This is a genomic window from Psychrobacter sp. TS_SC_6 (assembly GCF_056156305.1).
Genome location: NZ_CM149590.1, coordinates 278,960 through 299,067, shown reverse-complemented (window position 1 = coordinate 299,067; position 20,108 = coordinate 278,960). Strand labels below are relative to the sequence as shown.

At 43.5% G+C, this 20,108-nt stretch carries 16 protein-coding genes and 2 tRNA genes; 9 read left to right on the top strand and 9 right to left on the bottom strand.

Annotated features, from left to right (window positions below; all coding sequences use genetic code 11):
* Positions 1–27: 27 nt before the first annotated feature.
* The 4 genes from AC0J5Y_RS01335 to AC0J5Y_RS01320 form a co-directional block, all read right to left on the bottom strand.
* Positions 28–104, bottom strand: a tRNA-Arg gene (locus AC0J5Y_RS01335).
* 92 nt (positions 105–196) lie between these two features.
* Positions 197–273, bottom strand: a tRNA-Pro gene (locus AC0J5Y_RS01330).
* Between the two features lie 247 nt (positions 274–520).
* Positions 521–1,972, bottom strand: coding sequence for an McrC family protein (locus AC0J5Y_RS01325; RefSeq protein WP_475131183.1), 1,452 nt, complete (start codon positions 1,970–1,972; stop codon positions 521–523).
* Positions 1,973–2,029: 57 nt separating this feature from the next.
* Entirely contained in the window at positions 2,030–3,487 is a 1,458-nt protein-coding gene (locus AC0J5Y_RS01320) for an McrB family protein (RefSeq protein WP_475131182.1), read from the bottom strand.
* 287 nt (positions 3,488–3,774) lie between these two features.
* On the opposite strand from AC0J5Y_RS01320, the gene AC0J5Y_RS01315 reads away from it, so the two are divergent.
* On the top strand, positions 3,775–4,521 hold the full coding sequence (locus AC0J5Y_RS01315; RefSeq protein ID WP_475131181.1) for a DUF4442 domain-containing protein: 747 nt from the start codon (positions 3,775–3,777) through the stop codon (positions 4,519–4,521).
* A gap of 45 nt (positions 4,522–4,566) precedes the next feature.
* Here AC0J5Y_RS01315 and gspE read toward each other — a convergent pair whose 3' ends face one another.
* Positions 4,567–6,123 carry a type II secretion system ATPase GspE gene (gene gspE, locus AC0J5Y_RS01310; protein ID WP_475131180.1) on the bottom strand — a complete coding sequence of 519 codons (1,557 nt, stop codon included), beginning with the start codon at positions 6,121–6,123 and terminating at the stop codon, positions 4,567–4,569.
* A gap of 203 nt (positions 6,124–6,326) precedes the next feature.
* On the opposite strand from gspE, the gene AC0J5Y_RS01305 reads away from it, so the two are divergent.
* Together AC0J5Y_RS01305 and AC0J5Y_RS01300 are read left to right on the top strand one after the other, a co-directional pair.
* Positions 6,327–7,109, top strand: a complete 783-nt coding sequence (locus tag AC0J5Y_RS01305; protein ID WP_475132050.1) for a thiazole synthase — start codon at positions 6,327–6,329, stop codon at positions 7,107–7,109.
* A gap of 46 nt (positions 7,110–7,155) precedes the next feature.
* Positions 7,156–8,595: a WS/DGAT/MGAT family O-acyltransferase gene (locus AC0J5Y_RS01300; RefSeq protein WP_475131179.1), complete on the top strand. Its 1,440-nt coding sequence runs from the start codon at positions 7,156–7,158 to the stop codon at positions 8,593–8,595.
* Between the two features lie 48 nt (positions 8,596–8,643).
* On the opposite strand, the gene AC0J5Y_RS01295 is transcribed toward AC0J5Y_RS01300, so the two are convergent.
* A complete protein-coding gene (locus AC0J5Y_RS01295) occupies positions 8,644–9,471 on the bottom strand; it encodes an inositol monophosphatase family protein (protein ID WP_011512618.1) in 828 nt (275 codons plus the stop codon).
* A 333-nt stretch (positions 9,472–9,804) separates the two neighbouring features.
* A complete protein-coding gene (gene dxs / locus AC0J5Y_RS01290) occupies positions 9,805–11,856 on the bottom strand; it encodes a 1-deoxy-D-xylulose-5-phosphate synthase (RefSeq protein ID WP_475131178.1) in 2,052 nt (683 codons plus the stop codon).
* Between the two features lie 564 nt (positions 11,857–12,420).
* On the opposite strand from dxs, the gene ribA reads away from it, so the two are divergent.
* The 3 genes from ribA to AC0J5Y_RS01275 all read left to right on the top strand — a co-directional run bounded on the left by ribA (position 12,421) and on the right by AC0J5Y_RS01275 (position 15,101).
* Complete coding sequence (gene ribA / locus AC0J5Y_RS01285) at positions 12,421–13,095, top strand: GTP cyclohydrolase II (protein ID WP_475131177.1); 675 nt, start codon at positions 12,421–12,423, stop codon at positions 13,093–13,095.
* Between the two features lie 72 nt (positions 13,096–13,167).
* Entirely contained in the window at positions 13,168–14,121 is a 954-nt protein-coding gene (gene hemF, locus AC0J5Y_RS01280; RefSeq protein WP_475132048.1) for an oxygen-dependent coproporphyrinogen oxidase, read from the top strand.
* A 509-nt stretch (positions 14,122–14,630) separates the two neighbouring features.
* Positions 14,631–15,101 carry a c-type cytochrome gene (locus AC0J5Y_RS01275; protein ID WP_475131176.1) on the top strand — a complete coding sequence of 157 codons (471 nt, stop codon included), beginning with the start codon at positions 14,631–14,633 and terminating at the stop codon, positions 15,099–15,101.
* A gap of 125 nt (positions 15,102–15,226) precedes the next feature.
* Here AC0J5Y_RS01275 and gloA read toward each other — a convergent pair whose 3' ends face one another.
* Positions 15,227–15,808 (bottom strand): lactoylglutathione lyase, encoded by a 582-nt coding sequence (gene gloA / locus AC0J5Y_RS01270; RefSeq protein WP_475131175.1) that lies wholly within the window; start codon positions 15,806–15,808, stop codon positions 15,227–15,229.
* A gap of 159 nt (positions 15,809–15,967) precedes the next feature.
* Positions 15,968–16,606 (bottom strand): carbonic anhydrase, encoded by a 639-nt coding sequence (locus tag AC0J5Y_RS01265; protein WP_475131174.1) that lies wholly within the window; start codon positions 16,604–16,606, stop codon positions 15,968–15,970.
* Positions 16,607–17,105: 499 nt separating this feature from the next.
* Here AC0J5Y_RS01265 and potA point away from each other — a divergent pair, with 499 nt between their 5' ends.
* The 3 genes from potA to potC are packed head-to-tail and all read left to right on the top strand — an operon-like array spanning position 17,106 to position 20,055.
* Positions 17,106–18,347: a spermidine/putrescine ABC transporter ATP-binding protein PotA gene (gene potA / locus AC0J5Y_RS01260; RefSeq protein ID WP_475131173.1), complete on the top strand. Its 1,242-nt coding sequence runs from the start codon at positions 17,106–17,108 to the stop codon at positions 18,345–18,347.
* Positions 18,347–19,225, top strand: a complete 879-nt coding sequence (gene potB, locus AC0J5Y_RS01255) for a spermidine/putrescine ABC transporter permease PotB (protein WP_475131172.1) — start codon at positions 18,347–18,349, stop codon at positions 19,223–19,225. Before potA ends, potB begins: the two co-directional genes overlap by 1 nt.
* Positions 19,225–20,055 carry a spermidine/putrescine ABC transporter permease PotC gene (gene potC / locus AC0J5Y_RS01250; RefSeq protein ID WP_475131171.1) on the top strand — a complete coding sequence of 277 codons (831 nt, stop codon included), beginning with the start codon at positions 19,225–19,227 and terminating at the stop codon, positions 20,053–20,055. The genes potB and potC overlap by 1 nt, the downstream gene beginning before the upstream one ends.
* The last annotated feature ends 53 nt before the right edge of the window (positions 20,056–20,108 follow it).

Below are 20,108 nucleotides of genomic sequence, written 5' to 3'. Positions count from 1 at the left end.
AAAATTCAGCAATATATGCAGGCTAAATGGTGCGCCTGGCAGGATTCGAACCTGCGGCCACCTCCTTAGAAGGGAGATGCTCTATCCAACTGAGCTACAGGCGCTCTTAGAGGACTTTTACATACTTTGGTCCGCTTAATATACGAGAAACCAAACTATTATACATAAAAAAAAGCCTGTAAGGCTCTTAAATAGATGGTCGGAGTGATAGGATTCGAACCTACGACCCTCTGGTCCCAAACCAGATGCGCTACCAAACTGCGCCACACTCCGAAATTCTCTATTAACACGATAGTTTGTTGATTAACAGGTTGTTGGCAATGCCACTAACTGGTTAACGTTCCTTGCTATCGAGGTGCACATATTAAGGGGAAACGCCGATGGTGTCAACACCTATTTTCAATTAATTTGAAATAACCGCTAAATTATTTCAAAAGGCTTATTTCTTATAAACTGAGTGTCGACAACAAGCGCTACTTAACATAGTGCCTCATGAGCTAGGCGCATATTATACTAAATCTTATGTTGGAAGCAAGTCAGTGTTTATCGTACCTGTGCGCACATTAAAAGGTATCAGCCATAACTGAGCATAGAGTGGATTTTCACTATTGTATATGTCCTGAGTATCTTGCTTTAATACAACCGCTCGTCTCTGATTGTCTTGTACCGGATATACCAGCCAGACTTGCTCTGCTTGATAAGCCTGCGCATAGCTGCTCAGTTGATAAGCATCGCTGGCACTAATGGCACTGGCATGCGCTAAAGGCTTCCATTTAATATCGATCACGTGACTATACTGACCTGCTTGTGTTTCTGGTGATGGATTTGCTCCCAAACTCTTTATTGGTAAAGCATCATCATGCTTGTCTTTACTTTCAGCATTCGAACGCACTTGGCGATAAATCAATAAATCAGGACGAATAGACAAACACGCCCGCCCTTCTGCATCATTAAGCCAAACACGTTGTGCTTGGAATAATGGTTTATAGTCGTCGCTCAATTGCTGAAAAGACAACGCGATACGCTGACTTGCCCATTGCTCAAATGCTTGATTCATATCTATCAGTAAACATAAGCGTGGCGGTGTAGACCTACTACCAAATGGTTTTGATGAATCAACGCTATGACCGATTTCCATATTTGATTGACTAAGCAGCCAATAAGCGAAATCTACCAGTTGCTGAGCGGCTTGTAATTGCTTTGCTTGCAGCGGCTGAATGGCAAGCTCACGCTTTGCTTGAAGGTATATCGACTCTAGCTGGCGTATTTCATGCTGATTTAGGACAGACACTTGCTGCCACGGCTGTAAATATAAAAGCAGATTTGATTGCGACCACAAAGGCATCAGCAGCGTTAATGCGCTCTTAATGACTCGATTGCCTAGCATGTCTTGACTCAGCATACTGCGCTCACAAACGAATTTATGTGGCTGCATACTGTTATGACGTAATTGCTCTTTTATGAGTAAACGTCCTTGAATTGCTGCTTGGTTATGGATTTGGGTTTGATACTGTTTGGTCGGTTGATAATTCGTTAAACGCTGCAAAATCTGCATACTGAGCCAATCGGATAAAGGCAATGTGGCGACTGGTAGAGTGGTTAACTGATTGCTGAATTGCCCAAAATTTTTGCTGTGAGGCGATTTGTTATCGTTACTATTCATTAGGTCTGACAGCATATTTTGTACCCAGTGACGGGTTTGTAAAATATCCGCATCTACTGGTGATACATTTGACTGATATAGCTTCTTAATAGAGTGGCTAGCAGTGTCTGCTATAAATTTTGGCAGTATCTCAAGAGTCATGCCACTAGGCAGTATAATAACGCCAATATAGTGTCCAACCTTGAGTTGCCACTGTCCTTGCTTGCGTTTAATACTAAATACTGACAGCTCTTGGGTTATCAGCCACTGAAAATCAGAGCCGTACAAGAAATTAGACGCTATTAAACGCTGATGTTCAAATACCGTCATGATATTCATTTCGGAGCTTTGAGTGTACTTATACTTATTTACCACCGATTAACATCCTCATGAATATAAGCGCTGATAGACGGCAGGCTGGGTGAACTTGCCAGTCTTGGCAATAAGGTCAGTATTAATTGCATAACTGCCGGCATTTATAGATTGAGTAAAATAAGATTGCTGTCCTGCAAACATGGAGTTTTGAGAAGCCATACCATTCTCGCTAGCCATTTGAGTGGACATACCGTTATGTATTAACGTTTGACTATCATGAATAAATTGCGCCGATATTGGCTGCTGTTCATCTCTAAAAATATACTGCAAGACAGCCACTTGCCCGCCAGCTGCTTGGGCTAATTGTGGAATAATTTGCTCAGTAAGTGCCATTTGTAACTGCTCAAGACTATGCACGGAGAATAAAAACGCATGACCCATTTGCGCCTCAATCCCTAACGTTTGGCTAATACGATGATTTAAACCCGTTAATACTTTGGCTAAATTGATAGACTCTGCTTCGTCGACTATTTCTAATCCTTTATTGAGGTTGATAATCGGTAATAGCTCAGGCTGCGGCGGACAGTTAATAAAGCGAAAACGACGACGCAGTGCCATATCTAGTGGTGCTAACGAATGATCTTGGGTATTCATGGTGGCATAGATATCAACATTGGCAGGCACGCTAAATGCTCGCCCAGAGTATGCCAAATTAACTGCCATCGCATTGGGGGTGTCCGCACGTTTATCAGGTTCAATAAGGCTGAGCAATTCACCAAAAACGCGTGAGACGTTGGCACGGTTAATCTCGTCAATCAGCATCGCATAACGCTGCTGAGGATTATTTGCCGCACGCTGACAGAGCTTTAAAAAGGCGCCATCAGTAATGGCGTAGCTCATTTGAGATGAGCTGTTATTCGACTGATTAGACGCTGCCATTACCGGACGAATGCCCTCGACAAACTCTTCATAGCCATATGCTTGATGGAAACTGACCATACTAAAGCGCTGTTGGCTGAAGCGTTGGGGTTGGCTGGCACTATTATCACGTTGCGCCTGCTGAAATTCTGACAATTGCTCTGACAATTCGCCTAATAGCATCAAGCTGTCAGGCAGTAAATACCACGCACCGCTAGGGTCTTTATCAAAATACGCTTGGCTGGCTCTATTCTTATATGCAACCGTCTGAGAGTTGGTTGGACTGTGCATTTGCAGTACAGACCACGCTGTATTACTTAAATTTTTCTCACGTGCGTTTTGTAATGCTTTGGCGATAAAAAACTCATGATTGACGATTTCAGGTACTTTTACTAAGTCCTGCTGTTGCGATTGAAAATCTAAAAATATCAAACACACCACATCACGCCAGTTCAATTCTTGCAATAACTGCTTGAGTAAATCCTCATCATTGGCTCTAGGCAGATAGTCCGTATATTCTTTAGCAATTTGGAGCAATCGGTAGGTTTTACCGGTACCCGCGACGCCCGTATAAATAATATTGGTCGGCTTATTATCGCACATATCAGGCATAACATTATCCAGCAAAAAAGTATAAAAAAGCGCTCACATTTTATCATTATAGTTACTCGCTCTACAGGGTATCAGTGCTTAAGGTACTAACGCCTAAGATGCCGTTACGTCACTGTTATTTTGTAAGCGCAGCAGTACATGGTAATAATAGTAGCGACTGAGCAGTTAATGTACCATAACTAAAATAGCTGCTAGCATAAAGCCTATTCGGTGACTCATTTATGACATGAGCCTTTTAACCCTAGTATCATTAGCATTGTAAATCCCACTTATATGAGGAATATTGTATGTCAGGATTATTAAAAAAACTCCCGATCAAACGGACCAATAAACTGCCAGCCAAAGTCTCTGAGAACACAAAACCTGCAGTCGAAAAAACCAATAGCACGCTTAAACCAATCAGCAATCAATTTAGCAAACTGTTATCTATCACCAAATATTTACCTGCTGGTGCACGTTCGAGCATTTTATCGAAAGCATTTGGTAAGGTGGTACCTTATGTGGGCACAACAGGTATCTACTATGAAATGGTCGAGCCAAACCAAGTGGTGGTCAGTTTAAATAATACCAAAGCGGTGCAAAACCATATCGGCTCCATCCATGCAGTTGCCATTACTTTGCTTGCTGAAACGGCAACGGGATTCATTTTAGGCTTAAATTTACCTGCTGATCGTGTACTATTGATTAAGTCTTATTCGGTGAATTTCTATCGACCGATTAAAAAAGGACAAATGGCTGCCATCGCAAGCTTATCTGATAAGCAGCGTTTAGACATTTTAAATACTCCGAAAGGCGAAATGGTTATTCCATGTGTCATTCATGACCGTGAGTCGGACAGTGATCGCGACCCAATCGTAGTCGAGATGACATGGGCTTGGATACCCAAGTCTGAGCTAGAAGCGCGTCGTCAAGGCAAAGCTAATGAAAAGTCGGCAGAGGCTGATACTGATACCAAAGTAGTAGAAGTAGAAACAGACGCAAAAGTAGAAACTGAACAAGACAATCAATCAGCTGATAATGATGAGGCTGTTTAAGATAACTCATATTTTAAGACTATGTAAAGTAGTGCGCTATCCATGTTAAAGCATTTTTATAGCGCTTTCTTTGGTCACGCGTAGCACTTCTTCTAACGTCGTACGTCCCGCGATTACCTTATGCAAACCATCAGCACGAATCGATGGTGTCTTTTGGCGGGCGTACTCTTCTAGCTCATACTCGGCGGTATTGCTATGAATCATGCGGCGCAGCGCATCATCAACGGGTACCACTTCATATATCGCTGTTCGCCCTTTAAAGCCTGATTGGTTACACTTATCGCAGCCGACTGCCCTAGGTAGCTTGATAGCTTTATCTGTCAGATTATCAGCAGCATTGTTAACTGCAATATTGTCAGACATTGATTGAATACCAATCTCAGTAAACAATTTGGCTTGTTCAGGGTCAGCCAGCTGCCAATCATGACAATGTGTACATAACGTACGTACCAGACGCTGGGCGACCACGCCTATTAATGATGATGATAATAAAAACGGCTCAACGCCCATATCTTGCAAGCGCGTAACCGCTCCAATAGCGGTGTTGGTATGTAGGGTTGATAAGACCAAATGCCCTGTCAAAGATGCTTGCACAGCGATTTCTGCTGTCTCTAAATCGCGAATTTCACCCACCATGACCACGTCTGGGTCTTGACGTAACATTGCACGCAAGCTCTTAGCAAAGGTCATATCGACTTTGTTATTGACCTGCGTTTGCCCAATACCATCAAGCTGGAACTCGATCGGATCTTCAGCCGTCAAGATATTACGGGTTTGATCATTTAAATCAGTCAATGCAGAATATAGCGTGGTGGTTTTACCCGAGCCTGTCGGTCCTGTCACTAAAATAATGCCATGCGGACGATGAATTAAGCGCTTAAGCTCACTATAATCATTATCAGATAGCCCCAAATAGGTCATATTCAGGCGACCTGCTTGCTTATCTAGTAAGCGCATGACCACACGCTCACCAAAACTTGACGGCAATGTCGATACCCGTACATCAACCTCGCGCCCCGCTAAGCGCAAGCTAATACGCCCATCTTGCGGCACGCGCTTTTCAGCGATATCCAGTTTTGCCATCACTTTAATGCGCGATACTAATAACGGCGCTAATTGACGTTTTGGTGTGATGATTTCTTTAAGCTCACCATCGACGCGAAAGCGTACGACCAAACGTTTTTCAAAGGTCTCAATATGAATATCCGAGGCGTTTAGACGTATCGCTTCGGACAATAATGCATTAATCAGACGGATAATAGGTGCATCGTCTTGTTGGTCCATCAAGTCTTCAGTTTCAGGCACGCTATCTGCCAAGCTATCAAGATCAGGATGGTCTTCAAGGCCAGCGGCGATATGCTGTGACTCGCCAGTGTTACCTGCATAAGCGGCATTCATGCGTTTGTCAAAATCGTCCGAGCTGACGCTTTCATATATTGGCACACCACGTATGCCTTGCTGCTGTAAAAATCGCACCGCTTCATTGATTGCTGAAAGCGGCGTCACCTTGGTCAATAGCAATGTCGGTGGCAGCTCAGAATCAATGGCTAGAATAACCAAAATCTGATGGCGTTTTGCAAAACTGTACGGCAGTTGCATCATAAAAACGACCTAATAGATAAAGAAAAACTCAGAAAAAAACTTGTATCAAAGCATGGTAAATGTATTATTCTTAGCTGGCTCAGCTCAAAAAGACTGCAAGTAAGATTGCCTGATTTTGTTATAATAGCATTTTGTTTTATTCGCCATTAGGATTTTCAGTTATGTCAGATAACACTAGCACTGCCACTCAATCGATACCCCTTTTGCAAGATACTTTTACGGTAGGCAGTCGTACTTTTTCTTCTCGATTATTGGTCGGTACGGGTAAGTATAAAGATATGACTGAAACGGGTGCCGCCATCGGCGCGTCAGCAGCAGAGATAGTGACGGTCGCTATTCGTCGTACCAATATCGGTCAAAATAGCAATGAGCCCAATTTGCTTGATGTTATTTCACCAGATAAATACACTATTTTGCCAAATACAGCGGGCTGTTTTGACGCAGAAACAGCGATTCGTACTTGTAAGCTTGCTCGCGAGCTATTAGGTGGGCATAATCTGGTTAAGCTTGAAGTATTAGGGGACGAAAAGACCTTATATCCTAACGTGATGGAAACACTCAAAGCGGCAAAAGTGTTGATTGATGACGGTTTTGAGGTCATGGTGTATACGTCAGATGACCCTATCATTGCTCAAGAATTAGAGAGTATGGGCTGTGTGGCAATTATGCCACTTGGTAGTCTGATTGGCTCTGGTCTTGGTTTGCTCAATCGTCATACATTAAGCTTAATTATTGAAAATGCGAAAGTACCAGTATTGGTTGATGCTGGTGTCGGTACGGCTTCTGATGCTGCGATTGCTATGGAACTTGGCTGTGATGGCGTACTGATGAACTCAGCCATTGCCAATGCGCAAAATCCTGTGCTGATGGCTCAAGCGATGAAGCATGCGGTATGGGCAGGTCGTCAAGCTTTCTTGGCGGGTCGTATGCCGATGCGCAAAATGGCAACTGCCAGCTCGCCACAGACGGGATACTTTTTTCAGTAGCATTAAAGGTTAGGTGATTATATTTTTCATTATAAAAGGATTTATTATGCGACTTCTTACAGCAGTCGACCAGTTGTTTTTACTTCTTGAGTCGCGGAAACAACCCATGCATGTTGGAGGTCTATTTTTATTTGAATTACCAGAAGATGCAGATATCAGTTTTGTTCATCAGCTTGTAAAGCAGATGCAAGACTCTGATGTACCGCCAACGTTTCCGTTCAACCAAGTGCTTGAGCACATGGTATTTTGGAAAAAAGACAAAAATTTCGATGTCGAGCACCACTTGCATCATGTCGCCCTACCCAAGCCCGCCCGTGTGCGCGAACTTTTGATGTATGTTTCAAGAGAGCATGGTCGTCTATTGGACCGTGCTATGCCTCTGTGGGAATGCCATGTGATTGAAGGTATTCAGCCAGAGAGCGAAGATAGTCCAGAGCGCTTTGCGCTGTATTTCAAAATCCATCACTCGCTGGTTGATGGTATCGCTGCCATGCGTTTGGTCAAAAAATCCTTATCACAATCGCCCAATGAGCCGGTTACTTTGCCTATTTGGTCATTAATGGCACGCCATCGCAATCAGATCGATGCTATTTTGCCCAAAGAGCGCTCCGCTTTACGCATCCTGAAAGAGCAAGTATCTACCATTAAACCTGTGTTCACAGAATTACTGGATAATTTTAAAAATTATAATGACGACAGCTATGTCAGTACCTTTGATGCGCCGAGAAGCATTCTAAACAGACGCATCTCAGCATCGAGGCGCATAGCGGCACAATCTTATGATATTAAGCGCTTCAACGATATTGCTGAACGTATTAATATTAGCAAAAACGATGTAGTACTAGCCGTTTGTGCTGGTGCTATCCGGCGTTATTTGATTTCGATGAATGCCCTACCTAGCAAGCCTCTTATTGCGTTCGTGCCCATGTCTTTACGAACTGACGATAGCGTCGCGGGCAATCAGCTGTCATTTGTCCTTGCCAATCTAGGTACTCATCTGGATGATCCATTGAGTAGAATCAAGCTAATTCATCGCAGTATGAACAATGGAAAACGCCGTTTTAGACGTATGAATCAAGCGCAAGTTATTAACTACAGTGTGCTATCTTATGCATGGGAAGGGATTAATCTGGCGACTGGTTTGTTTCCTAAAAAACAAGCCTTTAACCTGATTATCTCAAATGTTCCAGGCTCCGAAAAACCATTGTATTGGAATGGCGCGCGCCTACAATCTTTGTATCCTGCCTCGATTGTCTTCAATGGGCAAGCGATGAATATTACGCTGGCAAGTTATTTGGATAAGATTGAATTTGGTATTACTGCCTGTAGCAAGGCCTTACCTCATGTGCAAGATATGCTGATGCTGATAGAAGAAGAGTTGCAGCTGCTTGAAAAGGTTAGTAAAGATCTTGAATTCAATGGTATTACAGTTGAAGATAAAAGTGGCTACAAAGGTAATCGTAAAACAAAAAAGCTGGCTCCGTAACGGAATCAGCTTTTTATTTGTCATACTTAGCTATCTAAAAGGGGAGGATTAAAGCGCATCGCCCCATGCTGGCACAACCACTTGCATCAAAGGTTTTAGCAGTTTTATATTACAAGCAAAGATAGAGCCTGATGTCATCGAATTGTGTGCGCCGGTATGATCAACGACCACGCCACGTGCTTCGGTGACAATAAGCTCGCCTGCTGCGATATCCCAAGGCTTGATTGACATCTCAAAGTAGCCATCAAAACGACCAGCAGCCACATAACATAAATCAAGAGCAGCTGAGCCTAGACGACGGATTTGACCGCCCGCTTCAGTGATTTTTTGTAGGCTTTCGTAGTGCTCTTTGGCATATGAGATAACTTCGCCATTTCGCTTACGCTCAAGAGGATGTCCAGTAGTAAATAAACCACCATCGATCGTTTTACGCTCACTGACACTGATACGGCGTTGGTTTAAACGCGCGCCTTTACCACGGCTAGCAGAGAACATCTCATCACGAACAGGATCATAGATAACACCATGCTGAGTCACGCCTTTATGCTGTACGGCGATAGACACACAAAACTGTGGTACGCCATGAACGAAGTTTTTAGTGCCATCGAGTGGATCGATAATCCAGCACCAGTCAGCATCTTCACCGCGACCTTCCTGCATACCAAACTCTTCACCCAAATATGAATGATTTGGATAGCTGGCTTTTAGCGTCTCAATCGTCAGCTCTTCACTAAAGCGATCAATACGAGTAACCAGACCATCTAGTCCTTTTGACTCGATATCTAGCTCAATTTTATGACGGTTTTGATGCGCGTACAAAATTTCTTTACCGACTTTTTCAGCAGCACGCGCTGCGATGACGACCATGGGTTCCATACAATAACCTGCTTGTTTGATAAATGGATATTACTAGATAAATATTAATTGATAAGTACCAATCGATAGATACTTATAGCACCAACACTAATTATAAAATCAATGAAAAATAAAGCCACATAGCAAACCATAATATATGGTTGCTAATAGTCGCACCGCTCAAGTTGTCAAATAGTTCACACCTACGGCAAGCAGGCGATATCTTGGTACAAAAATACAGCTTTATTTTTTACCCAGCTATTTTATCAACTTTTTACGGACTATGGGTATTTATTATTTTTATAATGTAGCAGATAGAGGATTAATCGTTTTTTAAACCTTCATCCACATCAGTTAAGATAATAAGTTTTGGAGCTGATTGAACACACCTTCCACATCTAGTCCAATATCTGCTAGCTGCTCTGCTTGAGAGCCATGCGCAACAAACCGATCAGGGATACCTATATTACAGATAACTGGACGATGGATTTTAAAAGCAGCCGATTCATTTAATAAGTATTCATTGACCGCACTACCCGCGCCGCCCATGATCATATGCTCTTCTAAAGTCGCTATATGAGTAACACCTTGCTCAACTAGAGTTTCAAGTAAGTTAGTATCTAAAGGCTTCACCCAGCGCATATTGACCACATGCAGCTGATAGCTTGATGCTAATAACGGGAGTTTCGCTATCATTTCTGCGGCTTTCTGAGCGGTTTCGACCATAGTACCGAATGCTAATAATGCCAGTTTCTTGGGTGCATTGTCTGCCCCAAATACCGACTCTATAACCGCTTTACCAATGTTATAAGTTTGAGCAGGCTGCGTAATAGCAGCACCAGTACCGACACCGCGCGGATAGCGCACTGCGGTACAACCTTGATATTCATAACAAGTATTGAGGAGATGATAGCATTCGTTTTCATCTTTTGGTGCGGCAATCAGCATATTGGGCACGCAGCGTAAAAAAGCAAAATCGAATACGCCAGCATGGGTCGCGCCATCTTCACCGACTAAGCCAGCGCGATCAATAGCGAACATCACATCAAGATTTTGTAAAGCAACATCATGTATCAGCTGATCATAGCCGCGCTGTAAAAACGTTGAATAAATCGCTACGATAGGCTTTACGCCTTGGGTTGCCATGCCACCCGCCAACGTCACAGCGTGTTGCTCAGCAATTGCCACGTCAAAGAAACGCTCTGGAAATTGACGAGCAAACTCAATCATCCCCGAGCCTTCTTCCATCGCCGGAGTGATAGCGAGCAGCTTATTGTCCTTTTGCGCTTTATCACATAAAAACTGCCCAAATACTTGTGAGTACTTTAAGAAAGACTTAATCGCTATTATTTCTGGTGTCTCAGTTTTTGGTACGTTATCTTCAGCAGGTAAGCTATTAATAGCATGATAGCCGACTGGATCTAATTCAGCAGGCGCAAAGCCTTTACCTTTGGTGGTATAAAGATGGACTAAAACTGGACCTTTGACTTGCTTTGCAAGCGACAACACCCGTAGCAGCTCAGGAATACTATGACCATCAAACGGACCAAAGTAAGTAAAACCAATCGCCTTAAATAAATTGTCTTCTAGTTGCGGTACATCGCGCTGCTCTTTGTGGCGCTTACGTCGATCAAAAGCCTGCATATCAGGACGTTGACATAAGATTGGCTCGCCTGCATCAGAAATATCGACCTGATACCCCGACTCCCACAGCATCGCCAAATGTCGTGAGAATCCCCCAATTGAGCAGGATATCGACATGTCATTGTCATTTAGAATCACCATCAAATCAGCGTCTTGTTGCACCGCGTCATTCATTGCTTCAAACGCCATGCCACCTGTCATCGCCCCATCACCGATAATGCAAGCAACCGTTTGCGCGCGCCCTTGAGAGCGTAGCGCTAAACTCATGCCCAAACCGGCTGATATGGACGTTGAAGAATGTCCAACACCAAAGGTATCGTAGACAGATTCAGCCCGTTCTGGAAAAGCCGTTAAACCCGCTTTAGAGCGAATAGTTCCCAACTGCTCACGGCGACCCGTCAGTACTTTATGGGCATACGCTTGATGACCCACATCCCAAACGATCTGATCGTGCGGGGTGTCCAGCAAATGATGCAGCACAATCGTCAATTCAATCACGCCCAAATTGGCACCGAAATGACCACCGCTTTGACCGGCTGAATACAAGACAAACAGCCTCAGCTCATCGGCTAATGTAATCAGATCAGCACGGCTAAAAGTCTTGAGATCAGCAGGGCTATCTACTCTATCAAGCAAGGGTGTGTATGGACGCTCACGTGGGATTACTGCATACGTCTGTTGCAGGTTTGATAGCGGTACAGCAGAATCAACAGCTGACGCAGATAATAACTGAGACTGTGGGGAATGAGGTGACTGCTGCATAAAACGTACGATACCTACCAATCTGCTGACCAGATGCTACCTTAGACAAGGTCTAGCAATAGCAATAGTCTAAGTGGCTTTAATAATAGTCGATGCCATCCATTGTATCATTGCTAATACAATGGATGGCATCGACTATACAATTAGTGATACAGCTTTTGTCGCTGCAATAACCCAAAATACGCTATTTGATATAAAGATAATAACGTTCAATGACAACCCTAAAGACGGCTCTAATAGCTGTCTCAAAGGTCATAATAATGGCTATTATGCCTTATTATTTTGTATCCATACCGGACGTTAGTGACGACATAGTAATGTAAGGGCAAAGACTTGTCACTGTATCCATCAAAATAGTATGGCATAATAGCATTTATTTTTAATTGTCGCTTTAATCATCGTGCGTCGTCTGTGAACTTTGTGTGTTTTTATAATTTGTGGTTTTTATAACAAATATAATTAGCATACTATCTTGCAAACCCGCTAGCTTACAAGAACTTAGCCATTATAATAAAGCTATGTCAGACAGTTAGCACCACGATGATCAGCTTATGCAGGGCATTAATGTCATATCAATTTATTACTAGCGCCAAATTGCCTACTCGTCACGGCGAGTTTGATATTCATATCTTTGAGAATGATGAGGGTCAAGAGCATGTGATGCTGACGGTAGGTCTGCCTGTGTTTGATCAAACAGATATTGCCGACAGCATCTTAAATCAAAAAGATGATGCTTTAACAGAACGTCCTATTCCTTTGATAAGGATTCATTCTGAGTGCTTAACTGGTGACGCTTTTAGCTCCTTAAAATGTGATTGCGGACCACAGCTAAATACCGCTATGGATGCAATACAAAAGACGGGCTGTGGGGCGATTTTATATCTGCGCCAAGAAGGGCGTGGCATCGGTCTGACCAATAAAATCCGCGCTTACGCCTTACAAGATCAAGGTCACGACACTCTAGATGCCAACCTTATGTTAGGACTGCCTGCCGATGCGCGTATCTATGATATGTGTGGTCCTATGCTTGCTCATGTAGGCGTTAATGCTGTGCGCCTTATTACCAATAACCCCAGCAAAGTCGCTTACTTAACCGAGCATGGCATCGATGTCATTGAGCGGGTACCATTGGTCGTTGGGGTGAATGATATGAATGCTGAATATCTAGCGACCAAGCGCGATCGTATGGGTCATCTATTAGACACAGATTTTAATACCACCCTACACTTTAATAAATAGCAAATAATCAGATATTTTATGAGTATCCCAAAGATAGATAATGATATCAATGTGTCAGCGACCGATGCGACAATGCCAAGTCATCATGACATTATGCGTGTGCGTGAATTTTTAGTCGATTTACAAGCGCATATCTGCCAAGCATTAGAAGCTCAAGAGCAGGGTGGCTGCACTGATGCGCAAAAAGCTGCTACCTTTGTTCCTGATGATTGGGAGCGCCCTGAAGGCGGCGGTGGTCGCTCATGTGTGTTAGCAGATGGTCAGGTGATTGAAAAAGCCGGCGTGATGTTTAGTCATATACATGTCCAAAACCTGCCTGCCTCAGCTACGGCGCGTCACCCTGACATAGCTGGTCGTAAAGCACAGGCGATGGGCGTATCTCTTGTTGTACACCCCAAAAACCCCCACGTTCCCACTAGTCATGCCAATGTCCGCTTATTTATTGCTGAAGCAGAAGGCAAAGATCCTATTTGGTGGTTTGGGGGCGGTTTTGATTTAACGCCATTTTATCCTGTGCTTGCTGACTGCGTGCATTGGCATCAAGTCTGTCATGACCTCTGTGCGCCTTTTGGCGACAGCGTTTATCCCGATTTTAAGCAGTGGTGCGACGAGTATTTTAATTTGCGTCATCGTGATGAGCAGCGCGGTATCGGCGGCTTGTTTTATGATGACGTCAATACTGAAAGTCGCGGTTGGGATTTTGAAACTTGTTTTGAGCTCATGCAAGCGGTCGGTAATGGCTACCTTGAAGGTATCTTACCTATTTTTGAGCAGCGTAGAAATGTGCCCTATACTGAAGCAGAACGTGAATTTCAGCTCTATCGCCGAGGTCGCTATGTTGAATACAACCTCGTTTATGACCGTGGTACTCTATTTGGTCTGCAAAGTAATGGGCGTATCGAATCCATACTAGTGAGTATGCCACCACTCGCCAGCTGGCATTATCGTTTAGAACCCGCTGAAGGCACTCCTGAGTTTGAATTGACAGACTATTATCTAAAACCACGTGACTGGCTAGCGCTATAGTTTTATTGGCGCGATAGTTTTGTGAGTTTACTGCGTATAAATCTAGGGCGTGTCATCAATTAGATTATGAGCATTAAAATGAGATACATTGATGCTAAACAAGGAAAAATTCGCAGTGAATATGAACATATTGACAAGAATTTTGACACCGTTTAGCGAAAATTTAGCCATTTTAAGGCCATAAATTGCATCAATGTGCTAATTGATGACACGCCCTAATTACGTTAGAGATTGTTTTAAAGGTCAGCTATCATTGCTGGCCTTTTTCATGTCAGCGTTAATAATCTCGATAAATCTACAACTGCTGCAAATTTTACGAGGATATAACAACTATCTTAACTATTGTTGCGTAAATAATGGTTACAATGACATATATTTTTTGAAAAGTAGTTTAGGAGTGACTGCACTTCTAAATTAGGTTTAAGCGGTATTTTTATAATAATATTTTGAGATGAGGCCAGCGCTTCATAGCCAGCCTATCATCAGTCAAATTTAAAGGAGTAATTCACATGGCACAGGTTCATACCAAACAATCACTAAAGTCTATTTTCGGTATCACATTGATGGCAGCAGCTCTCGGTCTAACCGCCTGTAGCAGCCCTACTGATACTGATGTAAAAACGCGTCAAGACAGCATGAAAAGCTGGGGTGATGCCATGGGTGTCATGGGTGATATGGCTAAAGCACCTGATACGTTTGATGCTGCTGTGTTCAAAGAGCAAGCGGCATTTTTAGCAGAAGATGCGGCCTCCCCTTGGAGTCATTTTGAAAATCAAGAAGCCATGGGTAATGCCACTGAAGCGGTCTGGTCTAATGCTGATGGTTTCCGTGCGGAAGCAGACAATTTTCAAAAGGTCACTGCTGAACTAAACGCGGCGGCACAAAATGCGACTAGCATCGATGATGTTATGCCAGCCTTTGGTCAGGTGGGTGAAAGCTGTAAATCGTGTCATACAGAGTTTCGCGCAAAATCTGAGTAAATGATAATAGGGTGTGTGTGCTATTTAACACGTCCTACTTTGATGACATAAAAAAACCGCCCTATCGTTTGATAGGGCGGTTTTTGCTTCTGACACTTAGAGAATGTATAAAGTTCTATACAACCCTAACCCATCAAATCGGCTTGCACAATTTCAATCCAGTAGCCATCGACATCTTTGATAAAGGCAATATTTTTCATGCTGCCCTCTTCTGGACGTTTTTTAAACTCGACCTCATTTTCGTCAAACCAAGCGACCGCTTCTTCTAGATTTGGCACATTAAAGCAAATATGACCAAAACCTTGTGGCTCTTGATTGCCATTGTGATAGCTAAAGTCTGCTTTTGTTTCAGTGCCATAATTGTGGGTCAACTCCAAGATACCGCGCTGACGAAAGGCAAATATTTCCAAATCATCACCCCCAGGCAAGTTTTCGCGCTCGCTCTCAGTTAACTTCGCCAAAAAGTACAAATCAAAACCCATATCAGGGAATTTTTTGAGCGCCAGCAAAGTCATACCGAGCACACCTGTATAGAACGCCAAAGATTTTGCAGGGTCTTTTACACGTAGCATGGTGTGATTGAACGTAAAGCCTGTTGTCTGTGCAGAAATAGATTGAACGCCCTCTGCCTTAATGCTGCTATCAGGCTGAGTGATGATTGATTGTTTATTATTGTCGGTGGTTGCGTCCGTATTTGAAGTAGACATAATGATGGTTATCCTATTTTTTACCGCATATAAAAGTGAAAAACGAGCGAGCCATGAACGTCACGACTCGCTTGACCTCTCATCATAATAAAAATTGGCGCAATCATTGAGAAGGTTTTGTAAGAAAATGCGGTTGAAAACGTTAATATAAAACACAGACTAGCTGTCTAAAAATCGCACTTTTCCTGTCTCTAGATCATACTCTGCACCAACGACCAGCAATTGACCGCTATTGGTTAAGTCCTCTAGCGCCCGTGAACCATGTTTGAGCTGGCTCACTGACATACGCACATTGGCACGGATAGCACGATCAACCAACTCATCTGCATCGACGTCTTGACCATTGGCGGTCGCCAATTCGTGCAAGTTATAAACGCTAGGACGGATACGATCAACGATTGATTGCAAGTTGGGTGAGTAGTTTTGTTCAGGATTAATCAGTGTTTCTACGCAAGCCGTAACAGCACCGCAATGCGAATGACCAAGCACCACCACCAATTTGGTGCCGAACTTTTCGGCTGCAAACTCAATTGAGCCAATCTGAGAGGGTGCAACCACGTTACCTGCGACTCGAATGACGAATAAATCACCCAAGCCTTGGTCAAATACAATCTCAACTGGTACTCGTGCATCTGAGCAACCCAGAATGATGGCCAAAGGGTTTTGGTCTCTGACCAACTCTGGTCGCTTTTGCATCAAATCATCAGTACTGGTGAGGCTATCAACGTAGCGGGTATTGCCTTCTTTTAAAAGCTCAAGCGCTTCTTGACCTGTTTTTGGGCGTGTACCATGAGACATAATAAATCCTTTATCATTGATAATGTTAGGTTTTTAAGCGGCTTAAAATATATGAATGCAAATGTAGATTGGCTGAATAGTGTCCTAGCCATTTCTCAATAGTCAGGCTCACTATACGTATCAGCCACCGTGTAATTGTATAGGAATCAGGGTCAAAAAATGATAAAAAATTTTGTTTTCATATCATGGTACAAAGGCAACTATTATTAATAAGACAGAATTATAAGAATGAGAAAAATGTTAAAAAAGTCGCTATTACCCACAAAAAGTATAAATAAAGCTCGTTGTTAAGAATCCATCTGTACCATCGGATACTAATCGCGTAACTCATAACGAACTTGCACGGATTTATATTGAGGGTTTGTTATAATACGCAGCGACCAGACTGGTTTATATTCAGCGCTGATGCTCATCCCAAGCCACCTTGACAACCGTGTCTTAAATAAACAGCTGTAGTGAGATGTTGGACACCAATGTTGGATACCTAGGAATACATATTATGACCAACTCACCGCCAACCACGAACAGTAGCTTTGCTTCACCTCACAACGAACAAGTACTGCTGCAATTGACGGGTCTCAAAAAAACCTACGATCAAACTGACGTACTCAAAGACATCAATCTCGACATCAAGCATGGTGAATTTATAACATTGCTTGGCCCATCGGGCTGCGGCAAGACAACTTTACTGCGCCTCATTGCTGGTTTTGAGCAGCCAAACGCTGGGGCGATATATTTGGATGGCTTACAGATGGCGGGTTTGCCAGCGGATAAACGTCCGGTCAATACTGTCTTTCAGCAGTATGCTTTGTTTCCGCATATGACGGTCGCGCAAAACGTCGCGTACGGGCTGAAGCTGAAAAAAGTACCCAAAGATGAGATCAATACTCGGGTGCGTGAAATGCTCGCCATGGTACAGCTAGAGCATTTGGCCAATCGTAAGCCGCAAGATTTGTCTGGTGGTCAGCAGCAGCGCGTTGCGATTGCCCGCGCGGTGATTAATCGTCCCAAGCTACTGCTGCTCGATGAGCCACTGTCGGCACTCGACCATAAGCTGCGTCTAAAAATGCAGTCTGAGCTCAAACGCCTGCAACGTGAGCTTGGCATTACTTTTGTCTTTGTTACCCATGATCAAGAAGAAGCGCTGTCGATGTCAGACCGCATTGCAGTGATGAAAGACGGCAAGTTTCAGCAAATTGGCACGCCTATTGAAATTTATGAAACTCCTGCCAATTTATTTACTGCTAAGTTTATTGGCGAGACCAATTTATTTAAAGCGGAAGTCAAAGGTGTCTATCCTGAACAACCCGACCGTGATGGTCGCGTGACCAATGGTCGTATTGAGGTTGAAGTCTGTGAAGCACAAGCGCAAGAAGGCCCAACCACCTTACGCAATCTACGTCGTCCTGACTTTGCCAGCGACGTACAAGTGGGTGATATCGTTAACCTACTACTCCGCCCCGAAGATTTACGGGTGTATGACCCAAAAGATACAGAGCATCAAGGATTGCTTGGCCGCGTCATTGAAAGTAACTATAAAGGCAGCACGTTAGATTCGATCATTGAGCTGGCAAACGGACATGTTATCAAAGCCTCTGAGTTTTTTGATGAAGATGATCCCAGCTTTGATTATAAATTGAACGAAGCGGTTAAAGTGTCATGGGTTGATGGCTGGGAATGGGTGTTGCCAGAAGACCCTACGGCAGCACAAGATGGCACTGCGCAAAAGGATGCTAGCTGATGGCACGTCATAGCTTGAGCAATAAAAGTCCTTTTCGTACGGCAACGCTTTGGTTGATTTGGGGTTGGTTACTGATATTTGCCTTGTTGCCCAATATATTGGTCATCGCTGTCAGTTTTTTGACCCGTGACAGTAGCGCCTTTGTCAGCTTGCCAGTCAGCATCGATAGCTATGTACGGATGATTGATCCGCTGTATTTTGAGGTGTTTGTCCATTCATTATGGATGGCGGGTATTACGACGGTTATTTGCTTATTGCTCGGTTATCCTTTTGCGTGGCTGGTCTCTAAGGCGCAAGTACGCTGGCAGCCACTGCTGATGATGCTATTGATACTGCCCTTTTGGACCAACTCTTTGGTACGGACTTACGCCCTCAAATTGTTGTTTGCCAATAACGGTTTGATTAATACATCCTTATTAGCAATTGGTATCATCGATGCACCCATTGATATTTTATATACTCAAGGGGCAGTGATTGCTGGTCTTACCTATTTATTATTTCCATTTATGGTATTGCCGTTGTATGCGGTATTTACGGATTTGCGCAATGATATGTTGCTCGCCTCACAGGATTTGGGTGCATCGAAACCGCAAACCTTTTGGCATGTGGTACTACCATTAACGACACCTGGTATTATCTCAGGGGTGCTGTTGGTACTATTACCAGCAATGGGTATGTTTTATGTTGCCGATATTTTGGGCGGTTCACGCAATTTACTCGTTGGAAATATTATCAAGAACCAATTTTTAGATGCTCGAGATTGGCCATTTGGCGCAGCGGCTAGCGTGCTGCTGACACTGGCGATGGCGGTACTGTTACTCGCTTACCGTGCCAGTAGTCGCCGTATTGGCAAGACTGATTTTAATGAGGTGGCATAATGTCCAATCATCCACCGAACCATTCATCTACGAGCACACCGATCAAGCGCAAACGCTCTATTAAGATGGGTAGTATGATGGCTAAAGGCTATCTGGGACTGATATATGCGCTGTTGTATATACCCATTATTGTCTTGGTCGTCATGTCATTTAACAAATCAAAAATCGGCTATAACTGGGGCGGATTTAGCTTAAAATGGTATGAGTCGCTATTTAATAACCAAGCCATGCTTGATGCTTTTTGGCATTCTATTGTGCTGGGCTTGGTCGCGGCAACTGTCTCGACCTTGATTGGAACGCTGACCGCCCTTGCCTTACATCGCTATAAATTTCGCGGTAAAGGCTTGCTCAATGGGCTGTTATTTGTGTTGATGATGTCGCCTGAGATTGTTCTTGCTATCTCGTTATTGGCATTGTTTTTATTAATTGGTCTGCAATTGGGTTTTGTCTCGCTACTACTGGCGCACATTACTTTTTGTCTGCCGTTCGTGGTTATCACGGTCTTTGCTCGCTTGAGTAGTTTAGACGAGCGCTTGATGGAAGCCGCGCGTGACTTAGGCGCCAATGAATCAACGATGGTGCGTACGGTATTGATCCCTGTTATTTTGCCAGCGGTAATGGCAGGTTGGTTACTCGCCTTTACCTTATCGCTAGATGATGTGGTGGTGTCAACCTTTGTCACAGGGCCTAGCTATGAGATTTTACCACTGCGTATTTACTCTATGGTGCGAGTCGGACTCAAGCCAGAAGTCAATGCCATCGGTACGTTGTTACTGGTTGCCTCTTTGATATTGGTCATCATCTCGCAGCTGTTATTACGTCGGCGTTAGCTGACTAACGTTTATTCATCGTAATATTTGAATGAAAATCAGCGCTAGATTGA

Bases quoted from the DNA above. Each gene is read 5' to 3' on its own strand.
- AC0J5Y_RS01325 (WP_475131183.1), bottom strand. From the start codon at position 1,972: ATGACGGTATTTGAACATCAGCGTTTAATAGCGTCTAATTTCTTGTAC.
- AC0J5Y_RS01320 (WP_475131182.1), bottom strand. From the start codon at position 3,487: ATGCCTGATATGTGCGATAATAAGCCGACCAATATTATTTATACGGGC.
- AC0J5Y_RS01315 (WP_475131181.1), top strand. From the start codon at position 3,775: ATGTCAGGATTATTAAAAAAACTCCCGATCAAACGGACCAATAAACTG.
- gspE (WP_475131180.1), bottom strand. From the start codon at position 6,123: ATGATGCAACTGCCGTACAGTTTTGCAAAACGCCATCAGATTTTGGTT.
- AC0J5Y_RS01300 (WP_475131179.1), top strand. From the start codon at position 7,156: ATGCGACTTCTTACAGCAGTCGACCAGTTGTTTTTACTTCTTGAGTCG.
- AC0J5Y_RS01295 (WP_011512618.1), bottom strand. From the start codon at position 9,471: ATGGAACCCATGGTCGTCATCGCAGCGCGTGCTGCTGAAAAAGTCGGT.
- dxs (WP_475131178.1), bottom strand. From the start codon at position 11,856: ATGCAGCAGTCACCTCATTCCCCACAGTCTCAGTTATTATCTGCGTCA.
- ribA (WP_475131177.1), top strand. From the start codon at position 12,421: ATGTCATATCAATTTATTACTAGCGCCAAATTGCCTACTCGTCACGGC.
- hemF (WP_475132048.1), top strand. From the start codon at position 13,168: ATGCCAAGTCATCATGACATTATGCGTGTGCGTGAATTTTTAGTCGAT.
- AC0J5Y_RS01275 (WP_475131176.1), top strand. From the start codon at position 14,631: ATGGCACAGGTTCATACCAAACAATCACTAAAGTCTATTTTCGGTATC.
- gloA (WP_475131175.1), bottom strand. From the start codon at position 15,808: ATGTCTACTTCAAATACGGACGCAACCACCGACAATAATAAACAATCA.
- AC0J5Y_RS01265 (WP_475131174.1), bottom strand. From the start codon at position 16,606: ATGTCTCATGGTACACGCCCAAAAACAGGTCAAGAAGCGCTTGAGCTT.
- potA (WP_475131173.1), top strand. From the start codon at position 17,106: ATGACCAACTCACCGCCAACCACGAACAGTAGCTTTGCTTCACCTCAC.
- potB (WP_475131172.1), top strand. From the start codon at position 18,347: ATGGCACGTCATAGCTTGAGCAATAAAAGTCCTTTTCGTACGGCAACG.
- potC (WP_475131171.1), top strand. From the start codon at position 19,225: ATGTCCAATCATCCACCGAACCATTCATCTACGAGCACACCGATCAAG.